Origin of the sequence: Sutterella wadsworthensis 2_1_59BFAA (genome assembly GCF_000297775.1) — a bacterium.
Lineage (GTDB): Bacteria > Pseudomonadota > Gammaproteobacteria > Burkholderiales > Burkholderiaceae_F > Sutterella > Sutterella wadsworthensis_A.
In genome coordinates, this window is sequence record NZ_JH815515.1 from 287,407 (window position 1) to 313,655 (window position 26,249).

The following is a 26,249-nucleotide window of genomic DNA, read 5'->3' on the forward strand; positions in this document are numbered from 1 at the left end:
GTGATGATCGGTAGATTGATGATGAAGGATTTCGTGCTCATGGGAGTACCTTAGCACAGGGGGTGGAAAGACACACGCCTTTCATCGGGGACAACCAAATAGATCGGAAGAGAGAGGTTTGCCGCATTCCTCCATCCGAATGAATTCGGAGGCTTCCTGCGGCTGTTTCTGTGAAGCGAGCGCTCAGGTTGAAGGAACTTTGACCGTCGCAGCGGTCATGCCAGGCGGCTGGGGAAAACGCCTCGGCTTCTCCTCCATCGCCATCACTGCCGCACAAAAAGAACCGCCCGCCGGGCGCGAGCCTCGGCGGGCGTTTCCCGAAGTCACTGACTTCGGACTCAGAGCGTCATGCGTTTCAGAGCTTGCCGCCCGGGACGATCTTGCGAAGGTCGAACTTCGTGCCGAGCGCGATGCGCTCGAGCCTCATGCCCATCTCGGCCTGGCGGAACCAGTAAAGGGCTTCGGCGTCCTTCGGACCGATGACTTCGCAGTCATGTTCGCCGGTCACGAAGAGAGCGGTGCCTTCGGGCAAACCGATGACTTCCTCGTCCTTGTTGTACCACAGGAACTCTTCAAGACGGTCTTCGCGCGTTTCGTTGTTGAGGCCGGACGTGCCCGCAGCGGAGATGAAGTGCGGGTTCGTCTGGAACGGGATGAACCCGAAGGTGTTGAAGGACGGCGGTTCGGCGATCGGCATGTCGTTCGTCGTGCGCAACGTCGGGCAGGCGACGTTGCCGCCGGCGGACCAGCCGCAGTACGGGATGCCGCCGTTGACACGGTCGCGGATCAGGTCGATGATGCCGGCCTCGTACATGCGGGTGACGAGCGCCCACGTGTTGCCGCCGCCCACCGCGATGGCGGACGCTTCGCGAACGGCCTTCTGCGGATCCTTGAAGCGATGGATCGAGACGATCTTGTGGCCGAAGGGCTTGAAGGCGTCCTGAACCTGCTTTTCATACCCGTCGTAAGTGCCCGCAACCTTGGCATAGGGGATGAAGAGAATCTCGTACTTCGTGCTGCCGTAGAGCTGCTCGTACTGCTCGCCCGCGAAGTCGAGGTAGCCCGACGTGTGGTAGTGGGAGCTCGACTGGATGAGGACGCGGCGCTTTTCGCTCACCTTCTGAGCGGGAAGCGGCTTCTTGATCTTGGCTTGGGCGGAACCCGCAGCGCCCGCAAGGGCGGCGACGGAGCCGAGAACGGCGGTCTGCATGAGCGAACGGCGTGACAGCGACATGATTCTCTCCTTCATGTCGAAAAGGTCTCCGGATTCTGGTCGGAAATCCGGACTGATGGTCACCGTGTCCGACACGCTGCACGCATTCGGGCGGCCCCTGTCGAAGCACGTGCGTTGAGTCTACGTTGAGACCCCAGGCCCCGACACCACGGGAAATCCTTACCGCTCATGGTGTTATCCATGATTGTGCATTACATCTCTTACACTTTCCAAAACGCCTGTCCGCGAAGAGCTTGCGGCGCAACGCCGTCGAAAGGCGACACGTTGCCCGCGTTTTCCCGATGCCTGAAAAGGTCGGCAACAACTTGCGGGAAAATCCCGACTGGGGGATCCCGCCCGAAAGCGGGCGAAAGAAGAACGTCAAAAAGGGCGCCCGTTCCGATGAGAACGGACGCCCCGAAGGCTGCGCGGGCGGTGGCCCGCGCCTCAAGACGACGAAAAGAAGGCGTCACCAGCCGCGAACGTGATCTAGCGCGGCCGTCACGCGTCCCTCCTCATTGACGAGAAGGAGCTTTTCATAGGGCGCCGCGGTCGGGCAGGCGTGGTTGGGCATGATGCGAAGGCGCGTGCCGACGGGCAGGTCCTCGGGCTTGAGTCGGTCGCCTGCGGCGGCCTCGATGATGCCGTGTTCCTGATTGGCGCCCGTCATGCGGATGTCGCAGCCGCGAAGCGGCCTGCCGTCAACGTCGCAGACGAGGCCGTAGCCGAAGTCGCAGTGCTGGCGGGCGGTGCCGCGGTCGCGGGACATGGCCATCCAGCCCGCGTCGACGATCACCTGGCCCTTTTCAGGCTGGTGGCCGATGACGGTGCAGAGCACCGTGCCTGCAATGCGGTCCATCGGCACGACGCCGAGATTCATCATGAAGAGGTCGCCGAGCGCATAGACGCCCGCGCGGATTTCGGTCACGCCCGTCTCGTCCTCGGCATGGGTCATGGTGGGCGTCGAGCCGATCGAGACGATGCGCACTTCAAAGCCCGCCTCCCTCAGGCGGTTCGCGGCCGTCACGATCCCGTCGCGTTCATTGGCAGCGGCCCTGCGGATGACGGCGAGGTTTTCGACGTCGTAGCTTGCGCCCGCATGCGTGAAAACGCCCGCGAGCTCGGCGCCGTCCGTGAGGGCGCGCGCGATCTCGATGAGGAGTTCGCTTTCGGGCCTGACGCCCGAGCGGTGGCCGTCGCAGTCGACCTCAATGAGGACGGGAATCGTGACGTCGCGCCCGGCACAGAAGGCGCTGACGGCCTTCGCGGCCGCGACGTTGTCGAGGATGATCTTCAGATCGCACCCGGCTTCGCGGATGGCGGCGACGTCGGCGAGCTTCTGCGGGGCGATGCCCACGGCGTAGATCAGGTCCTTCACGCCGTTTTCGGCGAAGTAGCGGGCCTCGGCGAGCGTGGAGACGGTGGCGGGTCCTTCGGGCGAAAGCATCTGGCGGCGGGCGATCTCGATCGACTTGTGGGTCTTGAGATGCGGGCGCAGGGTCACGCCGAGACGGGCGGCCTTCTCTTTTGCGCAGTCAAGGTTCACCTGCAGCTTCGCGTCGTCGATGACGAAGGCGGGGGTAGCGACTTCGGGGTCGGTAAGCAGACGGCCGACGGGGTCGGCGGGACGGAGACAGTTGGTCATGGATTAACTCTCCTCAAGGCTGTGGGCTGTGTCCTGCGAAGGTGGTCGGCCTGCGCGGGGATCCTGCAGATGTGATCAAGCCCACCGTACGCCTCGCGGGCGTCCGATGGGCTCGGAACGGAACTCGCCGCAGGCGCCTGCAGGTGCGTGCGTCGGCGGCGGAGCGTCGATCAGTTCGGGATGAAGGCGGCGACGGCCTGCTGTTCACCCTGAAGTTCGGCGACGTTCTTCGCGATGCGGGCCTTCGTGTCCTCGGTGAGTTCGAGACCCTTGACGATTTCGTACGAGCCGTCCTCCTTCACGATGCAGGGGAAGCCGAAGACCATGCCTTCGGGGACGCCGTAGGAGCCGTCGGACGGAACGCCCATCGTGACCCAGCGGCCTTCGGAGCCGCAGAACCAGTCGTGGATGTGGTCGATGGCGGCACTGCCGGCGGAAGCGGCGGAGCTCGCGCCGCGGGCGGCGATGATGGCGGAGCCGCGCTTGGCGACGGTCGGCATGAAGTCGTTCTTCACCCATTCGTCATCGACGAGGGACGGAGCGGCCTTGCCTTCGACCGTGGCGAACGTGATGTCGGGAACCATGGCCGGGGAATGGTTGCCCCAGACGGCCATGTGCTCGATCGAGGCGACGGGGGCGCCCGTCTTTTCGGCGAACTGCGACATGGCGCGGTTCTGGTCGAGGCGGAGCATAGCGGAGAAGCACTTCGGATCAAGATCCGGGGCGTTCTTCATGGCGATCCAGGCATTGGTGTTGCACGGATTGCCGACGACGAGCACCTTGACGTTGCGGCTGGCGGCGACGTTGAGGGCCTGGCCCTGCTGGCGGAAGATGGCGGCGTTGGCCTCGAGCAGGTCCGCGCGTTCCATGCCGGGACCGCGCGGACGGGCGCCGATGAGGAGCGCGACCTCGCAGTCGCGGAAGGCCTCGACGGGATCCTGAACGGCGCGCATGCCGGCCAGAAGCGGGAAGGCGCAGTCGGAGAGCTCCATCATCACGCCCTTGAGGGCGGCGGCGGAGGTCGGGTTGGCGCGTTCGAGCAGCGTGAGGAACACGGGCTGGTCCGGGCCAAACATGGCGCCGGAGGCGATGCGGAAGAGCGTGGCGTAGCCGATCTGGCCGGCGGGGCCGGTCACCGTCACGCGAACGGGTGCTTTCATGGTTTCTTCTCCTTGATCCTGAAGCATTCAGGATGAAAATGAATTCGGATGTTTAACCGGATTGTCTGCTTATTATGCACGGCCCCGCAGGCGGATGCGCCTGCGGACGCCCTGCTCGGAAATCAAACGCTGGCGAGCTCGACGGCCGACTCGATGGTGCGGTAGTCGGGCTTTTCGGAGCGGCGTTCGCGCTCCCTGTATTCACAATGCAGAAGCTCGTGCGCAAGCGGGCTGCCGGGCTCGCCGAGGAAGTCCCTGTAGAGCCTCACGACGTCCTCGTTTTCGTGCGACGTGCGCAGCTTCATCGAGGCGTCGGTGCTGTAGACGGCGTTCTGCCTGCGCTCGAGCGTGCTGCGCCAGACGATGCCGCGCACCGTTCCGCCGCCGCCCACGCAGCCGCCGGGACAGGCCATGACCTCGACGAAGTGGTAGGGTGAGCGACCCTCGCGCACCATCCTGATCACCTCGTCGGCCGCGCGCATGCCGTGCACGACCGCGATCCTCAGTTTGCCGAAGGCCTCCGTCTCGACTTCGGCCTCCTTGAAGGTCGCAAGCCCCCTGACGGGCTCGAAGGCGATACGGCCGAGATCAGGCCCGCCCGCAAGCGCCGAAACCGTCCTGAGCGCGGCCTCCATCACGCCGCCCGTCGTCGCGAAGAGCTGCGCGGCGCCCGAACCCTCGCTCATGAAGGGCGAGTCGAATTCGGCGGGCTCGAGGCTCATGAGGTCGATCCCGCGACGGTCGAGCATGGCCGCAAACTCCTGGACCGTGAGCACGAGATCCACGTCCTGTTCGCCACCGTGCTTGAGAAGCTCGCGCGCGGCCTCGTCCTTCTTCGCCGTGCAGGGCATGATCGAGATCGATCGAATGCGCTCCGCGGGAATGCCGAGCGTCTTCGGCAGCCAGGTCTTGGCGAGCGCGCCGAAGATCGCCTGCGGACTCCTCGTCGAGGAGATGTGCGGGATCATGTCGGGGCAGTTCTTCTCGATGTGGTTGATCCAGCCCGGACAGCAGGAGGTGAACATCGTGTCGGGATGCCCGTGCAGCGTCCCCTCCTCCTTCTGCCTGAGAAGGCGTTCGAGCAGCTCGGTTCCCTCTTCCATGATCGTCACGTCGGCGGACCAGCGCGTATCCATCACGCAGTCGGCGCCGAGCTTTCTGAGCGCGGCGACGATCCTGCCCTGCAGGTTTTCGCCCGGACGCGCGCCGATGCTCTCACCGATCGTCACGCGCACGGCGGGCGCGAACTGCACGACGGTCGTGACTGCGGGATCGTCGAACCAGTCGAGCGCGCAGTCGGTCTGATCCTTGACGGCCAGGGCGCCGGTCGGGCATACGAGCGCGCACTGGCCGCACTGGATGCAGGTCTCGGACTCGCCCCAGGGGCCACCGAAGCTCACCGCGGCGTTGGTACCCGTATGGTCGAGCTTGATGACGCCGATGCCCTGCACCTGGCGGCAGGCCTCGATGCAGCGAAGGCAGCGGATGCACTTGTCGGGCGTGAAGACGAGGCCGTTGGCCGAGGCGTCCGTCTCGACGGGACGCGTTGCGAGGCGGCCCGAAAGGCGCGTGACGTCAAGGCCCACGACGCGGGCGACCTTCTGCAGCTCGCAGGCGCCGTGGCGCGCGCAGCCCGAGCAGGTCTCGCAGTGGTCCGAGAAGAGGAGCTCCGCCTGGAGCTTCTGCATGCGGCGGACCTTGTGCGAGTAGGTGTCGACGACGTCGCCCTCGACAAGACGGGTCTCGCAGGCCGTCACCACGCGGCTCGTGCCGTCGGCGCGGGTGACCTCGACGAGGCACATGCGGCAAGTGCCCGGACGGTGATTGAGCGCCGCAAATTCGCAAAGCGTCGGAATGAAGGTGCCCGTGCGCCGGGCGACTTCTAGAATGGTTTCGCCCTCGGTGAACTCGACGGGCTGTAGATTGATCGTGGCCAGCATTCTGGAGGTCTCCTTCACGCGATCAGAGTTCGTCCATGGCGCTCTTGCCGGGGATCGGGAAGAGCGTCTTCACGCCGAAGAGGCGGTAGCAGCGCAGGCAGCGCTTCGCCTCCTCACGGGCGTCGGACTCGGTGAGTCCGTGCTCGACTTCCTCCCAGTTGCCCACGCGCTCGGCGGCGGACAGCATGCCGATCTCCCTGCGGGGCCTGAAGACGACGGGACGGTCGGGCACGCACTTGCCGAGAAGGTCGGCCTTCCTGATGAGGTCCGCAAAGCGCAGGCGCGGATTGAACCCCGGTGCGTCGGTCATCAGGTACTCGTGGATCGCCATGGCGGCGTTCTGGCCCTGGGCCATGCCCCAGATGAGGGACGTCGGGCCCGAGGAGGCGTCGCCGCCCGCGAAGACGCCTTCGCGCGAAGTGCGCAGCGACTCGTCGACCTCGATGGTGCCGCGCTTCGTGAGTCGGATGCCGTCGGCCTCGCAGAAGATCGACGTGTCGAGCTTCTGGCCGATGGCGGCAATCACATAGCGGCACGGCACGACGAATTCGCTCCCCTCGACGGGCCTGACGGAACGGCGGCCCGAGGCGTCGGGCTCGCCTTCGGCCATGCGCACGAGGCGGATGCCCGTGACGCGGCCGTCCTCGACGATCACCTCAACGGGCGCCGTCAGGAATTCGAATCCGATGTCCTCCTCCATGGCGGCCTTGATCTCCTCGGGGTCCGCGGGGGCGGAAGCGCGGGTGCGCCTGTAGGAGACCGTCACCCTGCCGCCCTTCATCAGGCGGCGGGCCGTGCGGCAGCAGTCCATGGCGACGTTGCCGCAGCCAACGACCACGACGTCGCCGTCAAGCTCGATCGGCTCGCCGCGGCTCTGGTGGCCCTCGACGTCGACGAGGAAGTCGAGCCCCTTGAGGTAGCCGTCGGCGGACTTGTCCTCGCCCGGCAGGTTGAGGTACTGGCCGAGCGCGCAGCCCACGCCGAGGAAGACCGCGTTGTAGCCGCGTCTGAAGAGCGAGTCGAGCGTGAAGTCGCGCCCGAAGCGGCTGTTGAAGAAGTACTGGCCGCCCATGCGCTCGATCGCGGTCGTCTCCGTCTCGAGAAGCGAGTTCGGCAGACGGTAGGCGGGAATGCCGAGGCGAGCCATGCCGCCCGCGCCCGCATGCTCTTCATAAATGTCGACCATGTGGCCGCGGCGAAGCAGATGGTAGGCGCAGTTGATGCCGGCGGGACCCGCGCCGATCACGGCGACGCGCTTCGAGACGGGCGTGGGCTCCACGCGCTCGTTCCTGAAGAGCGCCTCGATCGTCTGGCCGCAGTAGTCGGCCGCATAGCGCTTGAGGTCCTTGATCGCGACGGGGCGGTCGACGTGGTTGCGCGCGCAGGCCGTCTCGCAGGGGCGCACGCACACGCGGCCGCAGGAGCCGACGAGCGGATAATGGCGTAGCAACACGCCCGTGGCGAGCTCGGGGTGGCCGTCGCGGATGTAGTCGATGTAGCGCGGCACGTTCACCTTCGCGGGACAGGCCTCAATGCAGGGGGCCGTCGCCACGCTGATGAAGTCGCGCTGGGTGGCGGGCATGACGGGCGCGTTGACGAGAAGCTCGGGAAAGTGCTCGAGCGCGCCGAGAATGGGCTCGGGCGTCGTGAGGCCTATGCCGCAGAGGCTCGTCTCCTTCATCTGAAGGGCAATGTCGCGGATGCGCTCCCAGTCGACTTCGGATCCCCTGCCCTCGCAGGCGGCTTCAAGCGCCTCGACGATCATCACGCCGCCCGCACGGCACGGCGTGCAGCGGCCGCAGGCGAGCTCCCTGACGCGCTTGTAATAGGAAAGCAGCACGTCCGCGAGCGTCACGCGATTGTCGAACATCAGGAAGCCCTGGGGACCGGCAAAGCCCGCAACGGGATTGCCGCTGTTGAAGGCGAGGAATTCGCTCAGCGGAAGGCCCTCGGGCGCCTTTCCGTCGATCGTGCGGCGGTTGTCGTACGCGCGTCCCTTCCAGACGCCGTAAATCAGCTCGTCCATATGAAAACATCCTCTCAAGCAGGATTCGGCCGGGCGCGCCTTTTCATGCGCGGACCGGGAGTTTCAGCATAAAAGTCTACGGGAACCCGTCAAGTGTATAGTTTTTTATAGACGCAGAGGAGCCGCCACTGTATGATGGGGTCTAGCGGTTCTCAGCACCGTCCCGACGCGGCCTTCAGCCGGCGTTCAGGCAAGGGTTCCCGTCGGGAGGAAATTATAGCTAGAAAAATTTTTACAAGCAATAAATTTTTTTATATATCCACTTATGAAGCCCATACTCGCCCCGTACGTTCCGATTGCCGACCTTGTTGCCAAGACCTTCGGCGAAGACGTTGAAGTCGTTCTTCACGACCTGTCGGATCCGCAGCATTCGGTCGTCTACGTCGCCAACAACAAGGTGACGGGCCGCCAGGTGGGCGAAAGCTTCCGTCATCTGATCACGAAGGCGATCCATTCGCCGGGCGAATCGGGCGACGTCAACCCGAACTTCTACTTCCGCCACGAGGGGCGCCTCATCCGCAGCTCCTCCTCGATCATCCGTGACGAGAACGGGCACATTGCGGGTGCGTTCTGCATCAACGTCGACACGACGCGCATCACCCGCCAGATCGACATGCTCGCTCAGATGCTCCCCGGGATCGACAAGGGCGTACTTCCGCTCCTGCCCGACGAGGAAAACGAGGACGTCTGTCCCGTCGACACGAACCGCACCGTGATGGAGATCATGACGGACCTCGTCGACAACATCACGGGCGACATTCCCTCGGGCTCGATGACGCGAGAAAAGAGGATCGAGCTCATCCGCTTCATGGACCAGCGCGGCGTCTTCCTCGTGAAGGGCGCCATCGACCGCGTCGCCGAAAAGCTCGGCATCTCGAAGGTGACCGTCTACTCCTACCTCGACGAAGTCCGCGGCAAGCGCTGACCGCCACCTGTTTCTCGCCCCGAACCGCGTGACCTGCGGTCCGGGGCGTTCTGCATTCACAGACCAGACAAGGAGACTCTGATGAAATTCGTCCAACCCCCGTTCAAGGGTGAAAACAAGGGCCACTACACGCCGGGCATCATCTCGAAGGGCATGCTCTACGTCTCGGGCCAGCTCTCGATCGATCCCGACACGCGCGAGGTCTGCCGGGGCGACATCCGCGCCCATGCGCGCCTTGCGCTCGGCAACGTCGACCGCGTGCTCAAGGAGGCCGGCGTGCGCCGCGACCAGGTCGTCTACTGCCGTGTCTTCACCACGAAGGGCGAGTACTGGGGCCCGATCAACGAGGTCTACGCCGAATTCTTCGGCGCGCACAAGCCCGGCCGCCTCGTCGCCACCGTGCCCGAGCTGCACTTCGGCTGCCTCGTCGAGATCGAGGCCGTGGCCGAGCTCGACGAGAACTGATCCGCATCTCTTTTTCTGGGAGACAGCCACATGACCTCCGGCTACGTCTGCACCTCCTGCGGCGCCGCATGCGCCGCCGACACCCATGAACCCAAGTGCCGCTGCGGCGGCCTCTTCGAGCTCGACTTCACGCCACCCGCGTGGGATCCCGCCCGCATCGACCGCTCCGAATGGAGCATCTTCCGCTACCGCGACTTCATGGCCGTGGACGGCGACATCTGGCGCTCCGTCACGATGGGCGAAGGCATGACGCCCGTGATCGAGATGGACGGCAGAAACGGCGTCCTGCTCAAGATGGACTACGCCATGCCCACGCTCTCCTTCAAGGACCGCGGCGCGGCGACGCTCGTGAGCCACATGCTGGCGATCGGCGTCAGGACCTGCGTGCAGGACTCCTCGGGCAACGCGGGCAACTCCGTCGCGGCCTACGCGGCCCGCGCCGGGATCGCATGCGAGATCTACGTACCCGAAGGCACGAGCCCCAAGAAGATCACGATGATCGAGTCCCACGGCGCCAAGGTGCACGTGGTGCCGGGCACGCGCGACCACTGCGCGGACGTCTGCCGCGCGCAGGTGGCCGAACGCGGCGCGTACTACGCCAACCACGTCTACAACCCGTACTTCTACGAAGGCATGAAGGCCTACGTCTACGAGACCTTCGAGCAGCTCGGCCGTATCCCGGCCAACATCGTGATTCCCGTCGGCAACGGCACGCTCTTCATCGGCGCCGTCAAGGCGCTCGAGCATCTGCACGCCTCGGGGGCAATCGAGCGCTTCCCCAACATCATCGCGCTCCAGAGCGAGAAGTGCGATCCGCTCTACCGCGCCCGCGAGGCGGGGCTTGAGGATCCTGCACGCGTCACGCCCGCGCCCACGATGGCCGAGGGCATCGCCATCGGCGTTCCGATGCGCGGCCGCGAGATCCTTGACATGATGAAGCGCCACGACATCAGGGTCGTGCACGCTCCTGAGGACCGCATCCTCGAGGCCCGAGCCCTGCTCGCCCGCCGCGGCATCTACTGCGAGCACACCACGGCCGCCAACTACGCCGCCTGGGGCCGCTACTGCGAGCTCTACGGCCCCACGCCCGACACGCTCATCACCATGTGCGGCGCAGGCATCAAGTCCGACCACTGACCCGCACGCTCAGCCGTTGCGGCTCCCTGCACCTCAGCCTAAAAGTCGTCGAAAGACCCCACGAAACCCTGTTGGGAGTAGGTCTTTTAAACTAAAAGTCCGTGAAACACACGGACTTTTTATTGACTCCAATAGTGCACCTATAATATAATACAGGTACACCATTGGAGCAGATTATGGGACGTCCTCTCACTGGAAAAAAGCATGTTGGAATTCGTCGTGACACCCGCCCGAATGGCGATGTTTACGTGTATGAACGCGTCACCGGATATGACGCCAAGACGCAGAAAACCAAGACGATCTCTACCCGACTTCTTGGAAAAATCCTGGCCGGAACGACGGAAATGATCCCGACTCGCCCCAAAAAATCGCGTTCTGAGGTTGTAGAGCCTCCGGTTGAAGCTGTGCGCACGCATGTCGGACTGCAGACAATTCTCGAATGGGCCGGAAAGGAATCGGGCATCGATGAGGATCTGAAGACATGCTTCGAGATTGGGGAGGCTCAGAAATTGAGTTCAATCGCCCGATATTGGGTTGCCACTGATGGTGATACGCTGCCTCGCATGGAGACGTGGCAGATGATGAATCCGTTGCCTTACGAGTACCCCATCACGCAGGATGTGTACGGCAAGCTTTTTGCGTCTGTCGGACGTAATGAGTCAGGCGTGCAAGCCTATTTTCGAAGCCGTGCTCAAAGAGTTTCCTCGTCGGGCTTGAATTTGGCTCTGGACACAACGACCTTTTCTACATATTCGAAGAATCAAATCGAAGCGCGTCAGGGATTCAACAAGGATGGCGACGGACTGGATACGATCAAGCTTCTGGTCCTGTATTCAGTTGAGAATCGAGAACCGGTAGCTTTCAGCAAGCAGCCGGGAAACATTCCGGACAAGATCTCGCTGGCAAATTCTCTACGGCAGCTTGAGGTGCTGGGTCTCTCTGCACCGGTTATCGTGGCTGACAACGGCTTTTACTGTCAGGCCAACATGACGTACCTCGCGCGGGAGCACGTGAAGTTCCTGATGCTCGCCAACAGCACCGACAAATGGGTTCGTGAAGAAATTGATGCTGTTCGCGAAGAGATTGGCGCTTTCGAAAATTCCTGTCCGTTTGATGTCGGTGTCAATGCCGTCATGCGTCGTCGCCAGCACGATTTCAGCATCGTTCGTCAGCGCACGCGCGGCAACTACGAAGCAGGACAGACTGAAACATTCACCCGGCGATTGTATGTTCATGTTTGTTACAAGCCGGAAGCAGCTCCGATTCAAGAAAGACGTCTCAAGGAGAGCCTTTTTTCAATCAAGAAAGATTTGGAAGATGGTGTTGAAGAATTCCGACCTGCCGCCCAGAAGCTGATCGACAACTTCCTCATCGTGAAGCGCACAAGCAAAGGCGTCAAGGTTTCCTTCAAGAATGAAAAGATCGAAGAAGCCAAGCGATACTGGGGGTACTTTGTCCTCGTGAGCAACGAAATTTGCGATCCCTTTGAAGCTCTGAAAGCATACCGCTCCCGCGAAAAGATTGAAGAGTTGTTCGCGACCTACAAGGACAGCTTCGACGGACGCAAGCCCAGAACGTGGTATCCGGAAAACCTTTACGGCAGACAATTCGCACAATTCGTCGGGCTGGGCTATCACTGCTTCCTGACGAAGAGAATTCAGGATGTGAAAAAGGGGCTTGCCCAAAAGAGCACTGAAAAGAAAACGAAGGAAGAGTTGAATCTCGAAGAAAAGCTGCTTGCTTGGCTCGATCAGCACTCACTGATTCAAATTCTTGATTGGTTCCGTTGCGTCGACTACGTTGCTACGACAGGTAACGACAGCGCTTCCAAATGGGCCACGGAAACAACCAAACGCGATCAGCTATTCCTCAAGCTGCTTGGTGTCAGTTGAATCGTGGCCGCATTAGACGACTTTTAGGACCTCAGGGAACCGCAACGCGCATCCGCCCCCTTCACCATCCTCCCTGCGGCCTCCTCCCGCCTTCCCATCCTGCTTCCTGATGCCTCGGACACCGCCTTCAAGTGCTGACGGAGAGCACGTTCCCCGAGTATTTTGACTCAAGACAAAACCCTGTCCCACGAAGGGAATACGCCGTAGGCAAAACGCCTTAGGGCTGTCATTTATAAGAGACGTGAAATTTCAGTTGAATTGCAAACCCTCTTTGACGGCTTGACGCAGGCCACAAGACGGCGTTTTGACGTCCGAATCCGTCCTCGAGCAGGCACATGATTGAATGGCGCGGGCCCCTCGCCCGCACACCCGAACGCGCTTCGAGCGCCGCCGCCTTCCTGTCGCTCACGCTATGCGCCTTCTTCGGCATTCTGAAGACGAAGGGCGCGCTGATGGGCTTCGGCAACGGCACGATCTAGCTCATCGTCTGCGCGTTCTTCCTCTCGCGCGGCTTCATCAAGATGAGGCTCGGCCGCCGCATTGCGTTTCGCATCATTCAGGCGATCGGCAGGAGCGCCACGTCGCTCGGCTATTCGATCTGTCTCGCAGAACTCATCATCTCTCCCGCCATGCCGTCGGCCACGACCCGAGGAGGAGGCGGCGTCTTCTATCCGATCGTCCAGTCGCTCTCGAGCGCCTTCGACTCCGAACCCGACCCCACCGCAGGCCGCATCGGCAAGTACCTGATGCAGGTCGGCTTCCATGCCGACGCCGTGACCTGCATAATGTCCCTCACCTCGATGGCCGGCAACCCGCTCTGCGTGGGTCTGGCCGCGAGCGCCATCGGCGTCGAGCTCACCTGAATGCAGTGGGCGGTCGCCGCCATCGTACCGGGCCTCGTCTGCCTGCTCCTCGTGCCGCTCGTCCTCCTCAGGATTGCGCCGCCCGAAATCAGGCAGATTCCGAATGCACGTCAGATCGCGCGTGACGAACTCGAGAAGATGGGGCCGATGTCCTGCGACGAACTCGTGCTCTCCTTCGTCTTCCTGATGTGCCTCGTGCTCTGGGCCACGGGCAGCCTCACGGGTCTGGGTGCCACGTCGATCGCGATGCTCGCGGTCTCCATCATGCTCATCGCCGGCGTCCTCACCTGGAAGGACATCCTCGCCGAAAAGGGCGCCTGGGACGCGATGTTCTGGATGGGCGGGCTGATGGCGCTCGCCACGGTCCTCGCCAAATCCGGCTTCATCAAGTGGGCCGCTGCCTTCATTGCGGACGGCATCGCGGACGCGCACATGGGCTGGATCTCCTCCTTCCTGATCATCTCGCTCATCTACATCTACTCGCACTACTGCTTCGCTTCGGTGACGGCCAGCATCTCCGCCATGTATGCCGCCTTCGTCGCCGTCGCGGCGGCCTGCGGCGCCCCCGCCCTGATGGTCGCGGTCGCCTTCGGCATCTTCGCCAACCTTCCCATCTCGCTCACCCACTACGGCAACGGCGCCGTCCCCGTCTATTTCGGCACAGGCTACGTGAGCCAGAGCGACTGGTGGCGCAACGGCTTCATCGTCTGCACGGTCAACACCGTCGTGTGGCTCACCGTCGGCATGACCTGGTGGAAACTCATCGGCCTCTGGTGACCGGAGCTTGATCAAACGGCCCGATCGGTCCGCATCCCTCGGGGATGCGGACCTTTTTCGTCATGGACCGTACGGTTCGATGAGGCATCAGCGGCGCCTGTCGGCAATGAATTCAAGGCCCCTCGCGGCGCACCAGGCGCAGCAGAGCCCGAGCAGGATGCCTGCCATGACGTCCGTAGGGAAGTGCACGAAGAGATAGAGGCGGGAGAAGGCGATGAGGGCCGCCAGCACGAGGGCGGGCCGGAAGAAGGCCGAGCGGCGCAGCCACAGCACGGCGGCCGACGCAAAGGAGGCGGCCGTGTGGCCCGAGGGGAAGGAAGGATCGGGCGGACACGCGGGCAGAAGCGTGAAGCCCATGATGTCGCAGGGACGAAGTCGATCAAAGAGCGGCTTGAGTCCCATGTTGCCGACAAGTGCGACCAGAGTGAGCGCGAGAAGGATTGCGGCTCCCGTGAGCCTCGTTCTGCGAAAGAGGAGAAGAGCGACGCCGAGCGCGATCCAGACGGCGCCATGATCGCCCAGCGCGGTGACCGCACGCATCCAGCCGTCCCAGGTGCCCGACTCGAAGGCCTCCCTGATGGCGAGAAGCACGGGAAAGTCGAAGTGACGGTTGAAGAGATCGACGGCCATGGAACGAATCAGCCAGCGGGATGAAGGGGAATGACGCGCTGGTTGGAGCTTCCGAACCAGCAGCCCTTTTCATGCACCTTGAGCTTTTCGACGTAGGGACCGTCGACGAGCACGTCGACGTACTCGAGCACGGGGCAGTCCGCCACCTTCTCGTGGCGGCGGCCCGTCCAGAGCCAGATGGTCTTCGTGCTGCCGAACCTTTCGCGCACGGCCCTGACGATCCTCAGGACCTCGTCCCGATTCTCGGGTTCTAGCGGATCGCCGCCGAGCAGGCTGAGGCCCTCGACGAAGTCCTCCTCGAGCGCCTTGAGAAGCGTCGCGAGGGTTTCGTCGGTGAAGGGCCTCCCGGCTCCGAAGTCCCAGCTCTCCTCGTTGAAGCAGCCGGGACAGTGTAGCGTGCACCCCGAGCAGAAGAGCGAGACGCGCACGCCGGGGCCGTTGGCCGTGTCGCAGGTGCTCAAGCCGATGTAGTTCATCGGAGGATCCTTACATGCTCTTGCGGTTGCGGATTTCGGCCATCTTGCCGTCGTTCATGCGGGACATGCCGTTGACGTTGGAGTAGCCGAGGTAGCCGCAGACGCGGGAGATGACGGAGAGGTTCGCGCTGCCGCAGTGCGGGCACTTGAAGAGCACGTTCGTGCTGTGCCTGCCGCAGTCGCCGCAGTAGGCGCTGTCGAAGTTGACGCCCTGATAGAAGCCCTTCTTCATGCCGCGGCGGATGACCGCCTTGACGGCCTCGAAGTTCTCGGGGTTGTCGAGGCGCACGTACTGGATGTGGCCGCCTTCGCAGAGATGGAAGTCCGTGAACTCGCGGTCCTGCTTCTCAAAGGGCGTGATGTCCTCCGTCACGTTGACGTGGAAGGAGTTCGTGAAGTACTCGGGGCTGTAGTGCTCGGTCGAGCGGAACACGTTCTCGACGCCTTCGTCGCGGCAGAAGCGGTCGTACTGACGGGCCTGCGTGGCGCAGAGCGACTCGGCCGGCGTGCCGTAGATGGCGTAGAGGTGGCCGTCCTCCTTCTTGAACTGCGCGAGCTTTTCCTTGAGGTGGCGAAGCACGGAGGCGGAGAAGTCGCCGCCCTCTTCGACGAGGCGCCTGCCGCTCCAGAGATAGGTGGCTTCGTCAAGGGCCGTGATGCCGAACGAGGCCGTCATGTAGCGCACGAGGTCGCCCACGCGGTCGTCGGGGCTCTTCGTGCCCTCGTAGAAGCCGCCCTGCGTGAAGGCGAGCGGGTTGCTCGAGCACTTCTGGTTGCGGATGATGTCGTAGCGCTTCTTGAAGAAGGAGCGGATGAATTCGAGACGCTCGTCGAGAATGCGCCAGAAGTCATTGCGCCAGGTGTCGGGATGACGGAGCTGGGCGAGCTTGAGGATGATCGGCAGGTTGAGCGAGACGGCGCCGATGTTGCAGCGCCCGACCGTGACGGCCCTGCCCTCTTCATTGCACCAGAGCGAGAGGAAGGCGCGGCAGCCCATGGGCGACGTGATGGCGCCGTACTGCTGGAAGATCTCGGAGACGCTGCCGTTCTCGGACGAAAGGCTCAGGTAGTCCGGGTACATGCACTCGGAGGAGGTCCTGACGGCCTCGTCGAAGAGCTGGGCGGACCACTTGTCGGCCTCGATCTGGCGCTCGTCATAGAGATAGACAAGCTTCGGGAAGACGACGGGCTTGCCGTCCTTGCCGTGGCCGTTGCGGCGGACCTGGAGCATGATGCGGCTGATCGTCATGAGCCACTCGCGCTCCTCCTCGGTGAAGAGCTCGGGATTCCACTGACCGAAAGTGATCGTCGTGAAGGCGAAATCGCCGCGGCTGCACGGCACGGTGTTGAGCTTCAATTCGAGGGACTGGAAGCCCTGCTCGAGCTCGCGCACGACGTCGCGCGAGGCGACGCGCTCGACGGTATCCTCGTCAAGGCCGAGGTCGCGGTACTTGGCGCGGGCGGCAGCGAGGCTCTTCTCGACATAGGGCAGGAGCACCTTGTCAAGCTCGGGCAGCGTGAAGCCGCCGAACTGCTGGGCGGTCGCCACAAGCGTGATGTCACCGATCACCTGAAGAGCGGAAAGCACGGACTTGGGCTCGGAATACTGGACGTTCGACATCTCGAAGCCGCCCTTGAGGACGTGGCCGATGTCGAAGAGGCAGCAGTTGATGCAGCCGAGGATCATGTCGCGCAGGTCGTGGATGTAGATGTCGCCGCGCTCGATCAGGGCCTTCTCCTTGCCCGAAAGATAGAACTGCTTGTAGAGGCTCTTCGTGAGGTAGCCCTTGATCAGGGAGCCCTTCGTGGAGACGAGCGAGCTGTCGTAGTTAGCGTTCTCGCGGTCGCCGAGGCGCAGCACGTCGTCGGCATCCTGACGGAGCTGCTCGAACGTGCGGGCGTACGTCGTTTTGTAGTAGCGGTATTCGGCATAGGCCTCCGCCACCTGCTTGTGCTGCTGGGCGGAGAGAACGGCGATGACAAGCTCGTGAAGCTCAAGCACGGACACCTCGTCGCGGCCCTCAAGGCGCGAACGGACCTCACTGACGATGCGGGCGAGACCCTCGTCGTCGATGAGCGTGTCGCAGCGGAAGGCCGCCTTCTTCACCGCGTCAACGATCTTCTCGTCAATGAATTCTTCGGTCGTGTTGTCCTTCTTGATAACCGTCAGCATGTCGTCGTCCTTCTTTTAATCCTTCTCAACAGCGGCCGTCATTGAAACCAACGGACGGACCCGAAAAAACGAACTGCCGCCCCATGGGCGGCAGGGACTTAATCTTATGGAAAAGCCCCGAGAATCTCAACACTCTTTTCTTCGTCAAACGGATGTTTGCGGTATTGACAAACCTGCGCAAAAGTGCTTCCTCAAAACATCCCCGGCGGCCCGGAACGCCTCCCCGCATCCGCTCCTCCTTAGAGGGAGGCGCGTTTGAAGTCCCTCCCCCGGCGGTCCGAACCGCCTTTTTCCATCCATTCTTTTTTTTCTATGAGAAGCATCGGCACCATACAATCGGACGCCGAAAAAGTCACTACATCATGTGGTTTGACGACACCACAACCACAATATCTTGTGTTTTGCACAGATTTCACTCCAGAGAAATGACGCCCCGAACAACGGTCGAAAGCAATGGGGGAGAGGGTTTTACAAGCGGGTGAAGGAGGAGGCAGCCGAACTCGGGGAGGTGCGCCGGCACAAGATGTGGGAAAGGGCGTCCGACGGCGTGCGCGGGCGGCGGCGAAGACGGATGTGAAAAAGGCCGCGCCTTCACGTGAGGAAAGTGCGCGGCCCGTTGCCCCGGATTCAGCCTGAACCTCGGGAGGTTCGAAGCATCAGCTTCAGAAGGCGTTCTTCAGGATCGCCTCGACGTCGGACGCCTCAAGCGGCAGGAGGCGGCCCACGGGGCCGCGGCGGCAGCAGTGGCGCGCGAGCGACTCGACGGGGCATTCGTCGGCGCCGAGCTCGCCCATGCGGGTCGGCATGCCGAGGGACTTGTAGAAGGCGACGAGCGCCTCGATACCCTTCTTCGCAGCCTCGGCGTCGTCGGCCTCGACGATGCCGAAGACGTTGCGGGCGAACTGCGCCAAGCGCGCGGGCGTGCGTTCAGAGACGTAGCGCATCCAGGCGGGGATCACGACGGAGAGGCCCATGCCGTGGGTGATGGCCTCGTTCCAGCCGGAGATTTCATGCTCGATGGCGTGACAGGCCCAGTCCTCCTCGCGGCCCAGACCGAAGTAGCCGTTGTGCGCGAAGCTGCCGACCATGCCGATCTGGCACCAGGAATCGTAGTCGCGGGCATCCGCCCAGACCTTCGGGCCGAATTCGATCGCGGTGCGCATGGCAGCCTCGGACTGCGCGTCGACGTAGGCCGTCGCGGTCGTGCGCGTGAAATAGCGCTCCATGATGTGGGAGATCATGTCGACGACGCCGGCGGCGACCTGATGGCGCGGCAGCGTCATGAAGCATTCGGGATTGACGATGGCCGCGGCGGGGCGCAGGCATTCGGCGCCGATACCGGCCTTCGTGCCGTGGTGCGAGATCACGCACCGCACGGACTGCTCGGAACCCGCGGCGGGGATCGTCAGCACGGCGAGCACGGGCAGGGCCTTTTCGGGAACGGCGTGGCCGTCGAAGAAGTCCCAGCAGTCGCCCTCGTACTCGAGGCCAAGGGCAATGCACTTGGCGGTGTCGATCACGGAGCCGCCGCCCACGGCGACGACAAGACCCACGCCCTGATCGCGCATCCAGTCGACCGTCTCGCGCACGAAGCACAGGCGGGGGTTGGGATGGACGCCGCCCTTTTCAATCACCGTCATGCCTGCGGCCTCGAGGCTCTTCCTCACCGAGGCGAGAAGGCCGGAACGGACGACGGAGCCGCCGCCGTAGACCACAAGGCACTTGTGGGTGCGGGCAACGGTTTCAGCCAGACGACCGGCTTCATTTTCGGCGCCGCGTCCGAAGACGAGGCGGACAGGATTGTGGTAGGCAAAGTTCAGCATGCTTGTGAGGCGGGCCTCCGTCCCCTCCTCTTCATGCCGGGAGGGACGGCGGCCGGCGGCCTTGTGTTTTTTTTTCCGAAAAAAATAAACGCCGGGGTCTGCGCTCCTGGCACTCCCGGCGACGTCAGGTGCGCAGTTTATCCGTTTGACGGCCGCCCTGCATGAAAAATTCGGGTTTTTCTTTAGGGATTTTCTCCTATATGCAACACCCGCTTTCTTCGCGGAAAAGGCATCACGACCGCAGATCCAGCCGCCCGAAAAGCCCCGTGCGGGAGGCGTGCAGGCGTCGGAAGACGCGTTCGCACGACACCCTGCGAGGGCGAAGGAGCACCCGGTCCCCCACCCTTCACCGCATCACGCGAGCGTCAGGCGCCCCTGCGCGCAAAGCGCCTGCGGCGGGTGTCGAAGAGGCAGACGGCGGCCGCGGCGCCCACGTTGAGGCTTTCGCACGCGGCCTCGATCGGAATGTAGAAGCGACGGTCGGCAGCCTCAAGGCCCGCATCGGAGACGCCTGGTCCCTCGGCGCCCATCAGCCAGCAAACGGGGCCCTCGGCAACGTCGTCCGCCGCGAGGAAGAGATCCTCGCCGCCGCGGGCGTCGGCCGCGTAGATGCGGCCGCGATAGGCCCTGCGGAAGGCCTCGGGCGTGATGTTCTCGATGAAGACGGCGCCGAAGTGCGCGCCCATGCCGGCGCGCATCACCTTCGGGGACCAGAGGGTTGCGGCGACGGGACTTGCCGCCACGACGCGAACGCCTGCGGCGACCGCAGTGCGGATCAGCGTGCCCGCGTTGCCCGCGTCCTGCACACCGTCGAGATAGAGCGCGTCGGCGGACTTCCAGGCGTCGTCGGCGGGCGCGGGCGGAACGGCCGCCTCGCACATGACGCCGACGCCGTGCTCGACGGGCGAAAGCTGGTCGTAGAGGGCGGGCGAGAGCGCAAAGAGGTCTGCGCCGCTCTTCCTGCAGAGCTCAAGGGCGAGTTCGCGGGCCTCGCGCGAGGCGCGGTCCGCATCGATCAGAACGGCGTTGACGCGGCAGCCGGATTCGAGCGCCACCTGCATCAGATGGATGCCCTCCATCAGGGTGGCCCTCTCCTTTCTCACGGCGCGCGCGTCGCGCGCGAGCTTTTTCCAACGCTTGAACTTCGCGTTGGCCTCGCTTTCAATGAACTTTTCAATCATTCTCGTTCTCCTTGGCTGCCTTGCCGGCGATCATGGACTTGACGGGCTCGAAAGAGCGGCGGTGCTCGGGCGTGATGCCGAGCGTGCGGATCGCCTCGACGTGCCTTGCGGTGCCGTAGCCCGCATGAGCGGCGAAGCCGTAGCCCGGATAGATCTTGTCGAGTTCGGCCATGCGGGCGTCTCGTGCGGTCTTCGCGAGGATCGAGGCGGCCGAGATGGCGGCGACCCTGGCGTCGCCCTTCACGACGGCGGAGGTGGGAGCGGGCAGCCCCTGGGGCGTGCGGTTGCCGTCGACGAGGATGAGCTCGGGCCTGACGCCGAGCCCCTCAACGGCGCGCTTCATGGCGAGCATCGTCGCCTGAAGGATGTTCAGCGTGTCGATCTCGTGGACGTCGGCCCAGGCGACGCACCAAGCGAGCGCGCGCTCGCGAATGAGCGGCGCGAGCGCCTCGCGCCTCGCGGCCGAGAGCTTCTTCGAGTCGTTGAGGCCCTCGACAGGACGGTCGGGATCAAGAATCACGGCCGCCGCGCAGACGGGGCCCGCGAGCGGGCCGCGGCCCGCCTCGTCGACCCCTGCGACGAGCGTCGATGAAAAGAGCGGATCCTCCGAACCGAAGAGGCTCGGCAGGTCGGTGGTGGGCTGCGTTTTGGAAGCGGCGGATTTGGCCACGGTCAGGTCCTGGTGAATGAATGGGAAAAAGAAAAGGCGCTCCGCGGAACCGGCCGGCGAAGCGCCCCTGCGGGCTTGCCCTCTCTCAGAGCTCTCGAGCCCCTCAGGATCTTGCGACGCTCATGATGACGTCGGCGGCGAGAGCGGGCGTGTCAGCGATGAGGCTCTCGTGCATGGCCGAGAAGCGTTCCTCGAGCATCCTGCGGCGGGCTTCGTTCTGAAGCGCGTCCTCAAGCGCGTAGGAGATCGGATCGGGCTCGCAGAAGAACTGCAGGAACTCGGGCACGACGTTTTCGCCGAGCAGGATGTTCGGCAGGGAAACGCAGTGGATGAGCGCCTTCTTCTGCATGATCATGCCCGTGAGGGCGGGCATCTTGTAGCCCACGACCATCGGCTTCTTGTAGAGCGCGCACTCGAGCGCGGCCGTGCCGGAGGCGACGAGCACCGCGTCGGCGGCCTCGATCGTGCGATGGCTTTCACCCGTGACGATCTGCATCGCCTGGGCAAGGCGCGGGTACATGCTCGCCACCTGCAGGATGCGGGTACGGACCTGCTCGTCGACGGCGGGAATCAGGACGTGGGCGCCGCCGTTGCGGGCGAGAAGACGCTCGACGGCGTTGAAGAAGACCGGAGCACAGCCCTTGAGCTCGTCGACGCGCGAGCCGGGCATCACGGTGATGACGGGCAGGCCGTCGTCACCAATGCCGAAGCTCCTGCGGGCGCCCGCCGTGTCGGGCGTCATCGGGATGATGCCCGCGAGCGGATGGCCGACGAAGGTGGCGGGCACGCCGGCCTTGCGGTAGATCTCCTGCTCGAACGGGAAGACGAGCAGCATGTGGTCGACGGCGCGGCGGATCGTCTGGATGCGCTCGGGACGCCAAGCCCAGATCGAGGGGCTCACGAAGTGAACGGTCGGAACGCCGCGGCGGCGCAACTTCTCCTCGACGGCGAGGTTGAAGTCGGGAGCGTCGACGCCCACAAACACCTGCGGCATCGAGTCGCCGAAGCGGGTGATGAGGTCCTTGCGGAAGCTCAGCAGGCGCGGCAGGTGCGTGAGCACTTCGACATAGCCGCGCACGGAAAGCTCGCGCGAGTCGTACCAGGCGCGAAAGCCCGCGGCGCGCATCTTGTCGCCGCCCACGCCGTACTGCGGAGCACCGCCCATGCGTGCGGCCACCTCAGGAATCACAAGGCTGGCGATGAAGTCGCCGCTCGCCTCGCCGGCAAGCCAGACGGCGCCGTTGCGTTCAAGCGTCGGAATGGAAGACTGAATGCCCATGAGTTTCCCCTCGTTGATGGTACGGTTCGTAGTGGTGAGAATGAATGCGCCGGGCGGATCAGCGGATCACGCCGCGCGGGCTGCTGCCGATGAATTCGATGAAGCGGGTGAGCTGCTCGACGGCGTCCGGGAAGTCGGCCTTGAGGGCCTCGATCTTCACGAGCGCCTCCTTGACGATGAGGCCCTCGCGGTACATCAGGCGGTAGGCCTGGTGCAGCGCGCGCACCTGCGTGTCGGAGTAGCCGAAGCGGCGCAGGCCCACGGTGTTGAGGCCGTGAGGCGCACAGGGGTTGTCGGAGCAGATCACGTAGGGCGGAACGTCGCGCAGAACGGCGGAGGCGCCGCCCACCATGGCGTGCTCGCCGATGCGCACGAACTGATGCACGCCCGTCTGACCGCCCACGATTGCCCAGTCGTCGACGCGGACGTGGCCCGCGAGCGCGACGTTGTTGGCGATGATCGTGTGGCTGCCGACGCGGCAGTCGTGTGCCACGTGGACGTTGGCCATGAAGAGGTTGTCGCTGCCGACCGTCGTGACGCCCTCGTCCTGAATCGTGCCGATCGAGAACGTGCAGTTTTCGCGGATCACGTTGTTGTCGCCCACGACGAGCACCGTGTCCTCGCCCGCATACTTCTTGTCCTGCGGATCGCAGCCGATCGAAGCGCCCGCGTAGATCACGTTGCCGCTGCCGATCGTCGTGCGGCCCTCGACGCAGACGTGGCTGCGCAGGTGAGTGCCCGCACCGATCCGAACCTTCGGCCCGACGAGGCAGAAGGGGCCGACGACGACGTCGGCGGCGAGCACGGCATCGGGATGAACGATGGAGGACGGATGAATTTGAGCCATGACAATTCCTTTTTTGACCTTGTTCGCGCGCCTTCTTCGGAAATTTCGCGGCATCCCGCCGCCCGCCGTGCATCTGACGTTCTCGTGAAACGGAGCACGGGCGCCCGTGCGCGCAGGCTCCCGCAGGGGCGGAAGCCGAGCAATCCCAATATTATAGATTAGACTGCCCGTGCGCCGAGAAGACGGATCGCGCCCCGGCGAGGAGCCTCCCGCCGAAAATGCCATACGCAGCTTGCGTTTCAGGGCGTTCCTCCTCAGGAACACGCGTGCAGGGCGAACGCAAAAAAAGAGGCCAGCGGTCCTTGGGACTGCGAGCTGAAGTTTTCCAACCAAAAGGAGCGGAGGACTCATGCATTGCTGCGGCGTTCTCCATGCCCTCCATGAGCCGAATCCCGCCCGCCATCCGTTTCGAACTTCCCGGGAGATGTAACAAGAGGTCGGAACGAAACACTTCGAGCATCTCGGAACAACCCCTTGAAACGCCTCTGCAGGAGACGCCCCGCATGACTTTGAGCGAAGAACGCCCCACAGGATTCTTGCATCTCGTTGCAAGCGCCCCGCCGAGGTCAAAAACAAGGCCTGCAGTCGTTTTCCTGCAGGCCGAAATCATGTTCTTGAAGTCTCCGGAGGGCAGCTTCGCCTTCCTGATGCATTGACTGTACCTGAAGGGCCTCCCGGTGCTGTTTCGTCATTGGGCCTTCTGTAACAGAGCTTCCTGCCGCGCCGCTCCGCCTCCCTGCCCTCCGCACACAAGACGCCTCGTGCAGAGGGATATATCGCCCGACGGCGCTGCACGGCCTCGTGGAACGCACTTGCATTCTGACGCATTTTGGCGGGATTCCGCCGCAGCCCGACGAAGCAGGCAAACCCGAGGCTCCGAAGAAGCAAAAAAAGAGGCCCGCGGGCAACGCCTGCAGGCCTGAAGCTTTCCAACCAAAAGGAGCGGAGGTCCTCCGTGCTCGTCGCACTTCGTTCTCCATGTCTCGTACTTTAGGGCATGTCGCTTCGCGAGCTGTTTCGACTTCCCGGCGGACGTAACAGAGCGCAGGACGAAACCTCGCCCGCGAACCTAGGGTTAACCCTCCAGACGCTACTGCGAGAGGTCTTTTCAGTTGCGGGCGCAGGCGAAAGGCTCGCGGCGACTTTTGCATTCCGTAGCATCTCAGGCGCCTTTCTTACGGGTTCTCGGAAGGAAAATTCCTCCGAAAACCCCTGCGGCACTGCATAACGGCATGCTAGAATGCGCTCCGCACTCTTCAGGGGAGTAGCTCGGGCGGCCGCAACGGCCGCCGTCCTGCGTCAACATGCTTGAAGCGCCTTGCTTTATGGCGCAGGAATGCGAGCCTCGGGGACTCATCGTTCCCGGCGCGGCATGAGCAAGACCTGCGGTGTGTCCTCTTCCGGATAAACCGCAAGGACGCCCAGGACGCGCCCGGGCCGGCGCATCGGGCAGGAAGAGGATGCGCCCGCAGTTTCTTAACACATGCCCCACGCGCCGTCCCCGACAATCCCCCATGCTTGAAGCTCTTCAGACTCTTCTTCTCTCCACCGGCGTCGTCACCGCAAGCGAAATCGGCGACAAGACCATGCTCATGGCCATCTGCCTCGCCGCCAGATTCCGCAGGCCTGCTCCCATCATCTGGGGCATCCTCGTCGCCACGGTCCTCAACCACGCGATGGCGGGCGGCGTGGGCGCCATGCTCGCCACCCTCATCACGCCCGAAATCCTCCGCTGGATCCTGATCGTCTCGTTCGCCGCCATGGCCGCCTGGATGCTCGTCCCCGACAAGCTCGACGACGAGGAGACGGACGAGGGCCGCATGAAGCGCTTCGGCGTCTTCGGCACCACCGTCGTGCTCTTCTTCCTCGCCGAAATGGGCGACAAGACCCAGCTCGCCACCGTGGCGCTCGCCGCGAAGTTCCCCGCCGAGGCCCTCTGGGTCATCTCGGGCACGACGCTCGGCATGATGATCGCCGACGCGCCCGCCGTCTTCATCGGCAACAAGCTCGCCGAGCGCCTCTCTATGAAGCTCATGCGCCGGATCGCCGCCGCGGTCTTCGCCATCCTCGCCGTTGCCGCCTGGCTCGGCTGCTGATCCTGCCGCACTCACCCCGCCGCCACGGCGGCAGGGGCCTGAAGCCTCGAAAAAAAATAAAAAAAGCCCGCGGTCTCAGTGACAGCGGGCGAATAAATCCAACCAAAAGGAGCGGAGGACTCGTCGCCTTCCGGCGTCGTTCTCCGATGAGCTAACTTTACCTGACGAGCTCTCCGCCAAGTTTTCAGACGTCGGGGCAAATGTAACAAGTCTTCAGGAAAAACCCTAGGTCGATTAGTAGTTACCCTGCCTCCCTCCCGCTCTTGCCCGTCACCACAGGCGAATTCAAACTTCACAAGAAAGGCCTAGGCAGTTTGTACTAGATGCATTTTGTTGCATTTCTAGGGGTTTCTTCGTCCCTTCAGGTGCCTTTCGAGCCCTTTGGCAAGGCTTTTTTCCCTGTTCGCGCTTCCCAAAAAAATCCTGCGCGGAGAGGATTCTCCTGCGCAGGACTTCTGCTACCGCCGGCTTTGACAAGCTTCAGGCGCGTCGGGACTTCAGGGCCCTTAGGCCTGCTTGCCGGCGTCGGACGTCTTGGGCGCGACGGGGCGGTAGGCGCACATCATCTCAGCCTGGGCGACGACCTTGCCGTCGACGCGGGCGACGGCCTCGAAGATGCCGAGACCGAGCTTGGAGCGGATGAACTTGCCTTCGATCATGAGCTGATCGCCGGGCTGCACGACCTGCTTGAAGCGGGCCTTGTCGATGCCTGCGAAGTAGAAGAGCGAGTTCTTGCGGTCCGTGCCTTCGGGAAGGCGGGAGAGCGCGATGATCGCGCAGGCCTGGGCCATCGCCTCGATGATCAGAACGCCGGGCATGACGGGCACGCCGGGGAAGTGTCCCGTGAACTGCGGCTCGTTGGCAGTGACGTTCTTGAGCGCAACCACGCGGCCGGCCTCCGTGTCGAGTTCGACGATGCGGTCGATGAGAAGGAACGGATAACGGTGCGGAAGCATGTCCATGATGTCACGGATGTCGAGCGTACTCATATTGGAACGTAACCTCTATTGAAAAATGGGGCCTTGGCGTGC

General features: G+C 63.5%; 20 protein-coding genes and 1 pseudogene. 7 read left to right on the top strand and 14 right to left on the bottom strand.

Going from position 1 to position 26,249, the window contains the following annotated elements:
- Window positions 1-355: 355 nt before the first annotated feature.
- The 5 genes from pepE to HMPREF9465_RS05505 all read right to left on the bottom strand — a co-directional run bounded on the left by pepE (window position 356) and on the right by HMPREF9465_RS05505 (window position 7,984).
- Window positions 356-1,234 carry a dipeptidase PepE gene (gene pepE, locus HMPREF9465_RS05480; RefSeq protein WP_005434865.1) on the bottom strand — a complete coding sequence of 293 codons (879 nt, stop codon included), beginning with the start codon at window positions 1,232-1,234 and terminating at the stop codon, window positions 356-358.
- A gap of 448 nt (window positions 1,235-1,682) precedes the next feature.
- The gene (locus HMPREF9465_RS05490) at window positions 1,683-2,858 is read right to left on the bottom strand and encodes an alanine racemase (RefSeq protein WP_005434868.1); all 1,176 of its coding nucleotides are present in this window, start codon (window positions 2,856-2,858) and stop codon (window positions 1,683-1,685) included.
- Window positions 2,859-3,028: 170 nt separating this feature from the next.
- A complete protein-coding gene (locus HMPREF9465_RS05495) occupies window positions 3,029-4,018 on the bottom strand; it encodes a malate dehydrogenase (protein WP_005434869.1) in 990 nt (329 codons plus the stop codon).
- Window positions 4,019-4,140: 122 nt separating this feature from the next.
- A complete protein-coding gene (locus tag HMPREF9465_RS05500) occupies window positions 4,141-5,958 on the bottom strand; it encodes a [FeFe] hydrogenase, group A (protein ID WP_005434871.1) in 1,818 nt (605 codons plus the stop codon).
- A gap of 22 nt (window positions 5,959-5,980) precedes the next feature.
- On the bottom strand, window positions 5,981-7,984 hold the full coding sequence (locus HMPREF9465_RS05505) for an FAD-dependent oxidoreductase (RefSeq protein ID WP_005434873.1): 2,004 nt from the start codon (window positions 7,982-7,984) through the stop codon (window positions 5,981-5,983).
- A gap of 265 nt (window positions 7,985-8,249) precedes the next feature.
- On the opposite strand from HMPREF9465_RS05505, the gene HMPREF9465_RS05510 reads away from it, so the two are divergent.
- From HMPREF9465_RS05510 to HMPREF9465_RS05530, 6 genes and pseudogenes are all read left to right on the top strand, one after another.
- Window positions 8,250-8,909: a helix-turn-helix transcriptional regulator gene (locus HMPREF9465_RS05510; RefSeq protein ID WP_005434875.1), complete on the top strand. Its 660-nt coding sequence runs from the start codon at window positions 8,250-8,252 to the stop codon at window positions 8,907-8,909.
- Between the two features lie 81 nt (window positions 8,910-8,990).
- Window positions 8,991-9,374, top strand: a complete 384-nt coding sequence (locus tag HMPREF9465_RS05515; RefSeq protein ID WP_005434877.1) for a RidA family protein — start codon at window positions 8,991-8,993, stop codon at window positions 9,372-9,374.
- 30 nt (window positions 9,375-9,404) lie between these two features.
- Window positions 9,405-10,511 carry a threonine synthase gene (locus tag HMPREF9465_RS05520; RefSeq protein ID WP_005434879.1) on the top strand — a complete coding sequence of 369 codons (1,107 nt, stop codon included), beginning with the start codon at window positions 9,405-9,407 and terminating at the stop codon, window positions 10,509-10,511.
- A gap of 176 nt (window positions 10,512-10,687) precedes the next feature.
- The gene (locus HMPREF9465_RS05525; RefSeq protein WP_005433715.1) at window positions 10,688-12,403 is read left to right on the top strand and encodes a transposase; all 1,716 of its coding nucleotides are present in this window, start codon (window positions 10,688-10,690) and stop codon (window positions 12,401-12,403) included.
- Between the two features lie 335 nt (window positions 12,404-12,738).
- Window positions 12,739-12,882: a hypothetical protein gene (locus HMPREF9465_RS13650; RefSeq protein WP_005434880.1), complete on the top strand. Its 144-nt coding sequence runs from the start codon at window positions 12,739-12,741 to the stop codon at window positions 12,880-12,882.
- Window positions 12,883-12,885: 3 nt separating this feature from the next.
- Window positions 12,886-14,043 (top strand): annotated as a pseudogene (locus HMPREF9465_RS05530) (DASS family sodium-coupled anion symporter).
- Between the two features lie 87 nt (window positions 14,044-14,130).
- Here HMPREF9465_RS05530 and HMPREF9465_RS05535 read toward each other — a convergent pair.
- From HMPREF9465_RS05535 to lpxA, 8 genes are all read right to left on the bottom strand, one after another.
- Window positions 14,131-14,673 (bottom strand): phosphatase PAP2 family protein, encoded by a 543-nt coding sequence (locus tag HMPREF9465_RS05535; RefSeq protein WP_005434887.1) that lies wholly within the window; start codon window positions 14,671-14,673, stop codon window positions 14,131-14,133.
- A gap of 8 nt (window positions 14,674-14,681) precedes the next feature.
- Window positions 14,682-15,149 carry an anaerobic ribonucleoside-triphosphate reductase activating protein gene (gene nrdG / locus HMPREF9465_RS05540; RefSeq protein ID WP_005434889.1) on the bottom strand — a complete coding sequence of 156 codons (468 nt, stop codon included), beginning with the start codon at window positions 15,147-15,149 and terminating at the stop codon, window positions 14,682-14,684.
- Between the two features lie 10 nt (window positions 15,150-15,159).
- Window positions 15,160-17,322 (bottom strand): anaerobic ribonucleoside-triphosphate reductase, encoded by a 2,163-nt coding sequence (gene nrdD / locus HMPREF9465_RS05545; protein WP_005434892.1) that lies wholly within the window; start codon window positions 17,320-17,322, stop codon window positions 15,160-15,162.
- Window positions 17,323-17,984: 662 nt separating this feature from the next.
- Complete coding sequence (locus tag HMPREF9465_RS05550; RefSeq protein ID WP_005434894.1) at window positions 17,985-19,145, bottom strand: iron-containing alcohol dehydrogenase; 1,161 nt, start codon at window positions 19,143-19,145, stop codon at window positions 17,985-17,987.
- Between the two features lie 365 nt (window positions 19,146-19,510).
- Window positions 19,511-20,326: a TrmH family RNA methyltransferase gene (locus HMPREF9465_RS05555; protein WP_005434896.1), complete on the bottom strand. Its 816-nt coding sequence runs from the start codon at window positions 20,324-20,326 to the stop codon at window positions 19,511-19,513.
- Window positions 20,319-20,996, bottom strand: coding sequence for a ribonuclease HII (gene rnhB, locus HMPREF9465_RS05560; RefSeq protein WP_005434898.1), 678 nt, complete (start codon window positions 20,994-20,996; stop codon window positions 20,319-20,321). The genes HMPREF9465_RS05555 and rnhB overlap by 8 nt, the downstream gene beginning before the upstream one ends.
- Window positions 20,997-21,099: 103 nt before the next feature.
- Window positions 21,100-22,275, bottom strand: coding sequence for a lipid-A-disaccharide synthase (gene lpxB, locus HMPREF9465_RS05565; protein ID WP_005434900.1), 1,176 nt, complete (start codon window positions 22,273-22,275; stop codon window positions 21,100-21,102).
- 58 nt (window positions 22,276-22,333) lie between these two features.
- On the bottom strand, window positions 22,334-23,122 hold the full coding sequence (lpxA, locus tag HMPREF9465_RS05570; RefSeq protein WP_005434902.1) for an acyl-ACP--UDP-N-acetylglucosamine O-acyltransferase: 789 nt from the start codon (window positions 23,120-23,122) through the stop codon (window positions 22,334-22,336).
- Window positions 23,123-24,636: 1,514 nt separating this feature from the next.
- On the opposite strand from lpxA, the gene HMPREF9465_RS05575 reads away from it, so the two are divergent.
- Window positions 24,637-25,218, top strand: coding sequence for a TMEM165/GDT1 family protein (locus HMPREF9465_RS05575; RefSeq protein WP_038006611.1), 582 nt, complete (start codon window positions 24,637-24,639; stop codon window positions 25,216-25,218).
- 506 nt (window positions 25,219-25,724) lie between these two features.
- On the opposite strand, the gene fabZ is transcribed toward HMPREF9465_RS05575, so the two are convergent.
- Window positions 25,725-26,207, bottom strand: a complete 483-nt coding sequence (gene fabZ / locus HMPREF9465_RS05580) for a 3-hydroxyacyl-ACP dehydratase FabZ (protein ID WP_005434915.1) — start codon at window positions 26,205-26,207, stop codon at window positions 25,725-25,727.
- Window positions 26,208-26,249 lie beyond the last annotated feature (42 nt).

Coding starts and splice junctions, on each gene's coding strand:
- pepE (WP_005434865.1), bottom strand. CDS start 1,234: ATGTCGCTGTCACGCCGTTCGCTCATGCAGACCGCCGTTCTCGGCTCC.
- HMPREF9465_RS05490 (WP_005434868.1), bottom strand. CDS start 2,858: ATGACCAACTGTCTCCGTCCCGCCGACCCCGTCGGCCGTCTGCTTACC.
- HMPREF9465_RS05495 (WP_005434869.1), bottom strand. CDS start 4,018: ATGAAAGCACCCGTTCGCGTGACGGTGACCGGCCCCGCCGGCCAGATC.
- HMPREF9465_RS05500 (WP_005434871.1), bottom strand. CDS start 5,958: ATGCTGGCCACGATCAATCTACAGCCCGTCGAGTTCACCGAGGGCGAA.
- HMPREF9465_RS05505 (WP_005434873.1), bottom strand. CDS start 7,984: ATGGACGAGCTGATTTACGGCGTCTGGAAGGGACGCGCGTACGACAAC.
- HMPREF9465_RS05510 (WP_005434875.1), top strand. CDS start 8,250: ATGAAGCCCATACTCGCCCCGTACGTTCCGATTGCCGACCTTGTTGCC.
- HMPREF9465_RS05515 (WP_005434877.1), top strand. CDS start 8,991: ATGAAATTCGTCCAACCCCCGTTCAAGGGTGAAAACAAGGGCCACTAC.
- HMPREF9465_RS05520 (WP_005434879.1), top strand. CDS start 9,405: ATGACCTCCGGCTACGTCTGCACCTCCTGCGGCGCCGCATGCGCCGCC.
- HMPREF9465_RS05525 (WP_005433715.1), top strand. CDS start 10,688: ATGGGACGTCCTCTCACTGGAAAAAAGCATGTTGGAATTCGTCGTGAC.
- HMPREF9465_RS13650 (WP_005434880.1), top strand. CDS start 12,739: ATGATTGAATGGCGCGGGCCCCTCGCCCGCACACCCGAACGCGCTTCG.
- HMPREF9465_RS05535 (WP_005434887.1), bottom strand. CDS start 14,673: ATGGCCGTCGATCTCTTCAACCGTCACTTCGACTTTCCCGTGCTTCTC.
- nrdG (WP_005434889.1), bottom strand. CDS start 15,149: ATGAACTACATCGGCTTGAGCACCTGCGACACGGCCAACGGCCCCGGC.
- nrdD (WP_005434892.1), bottom strand. CDS start 17,322: ATGCTGACGGTTATCAAGAAGGACAACACGACCGAAGAATTCATTGAC.
- HMPREF9465_RS05550 (WP_005434894.1), bottom strand. CDS start 19,145: ATGCTGAACTTTGCCTACCACAATCCTGTCCGCCTCGTCTTCGGACGC.
- HMPREF9465_RS05555 (WP_005434896.1), bottom strand. CDS start 20,326: ATGATTGAAAAGTTCATTGAAAGCGAGGCCAACGCGAAGTTCAAGCGT.
- lpxB (WP_005434900.1), bottom strand. CDS start 22,275: ATGGGCATTCAGTCTTCCATTCCGACGCTTGAACGCAACGGCGCCGTC.
- lpxA (WP_005434902.1), bottom strand. CDS start 23,122: ATGGCTCAAATTCATCCGTCCTCCATCGTTCATCCCGATGCCGTGCTC.
- HMPREF9465_RS05575 (WP_038006611.1), top strand. CDS start 24,637: ATGCTTGAAGCTCTTCAGACTCTTCTTCTCTCCACCGGCGTCGTCACC.
- fabZ (WP_005434915.1), bottom strand. CDS start 26,207: ATGAGTACGCTCGACATCCGTGACATCATGGACATGCTTCCGCACCGT.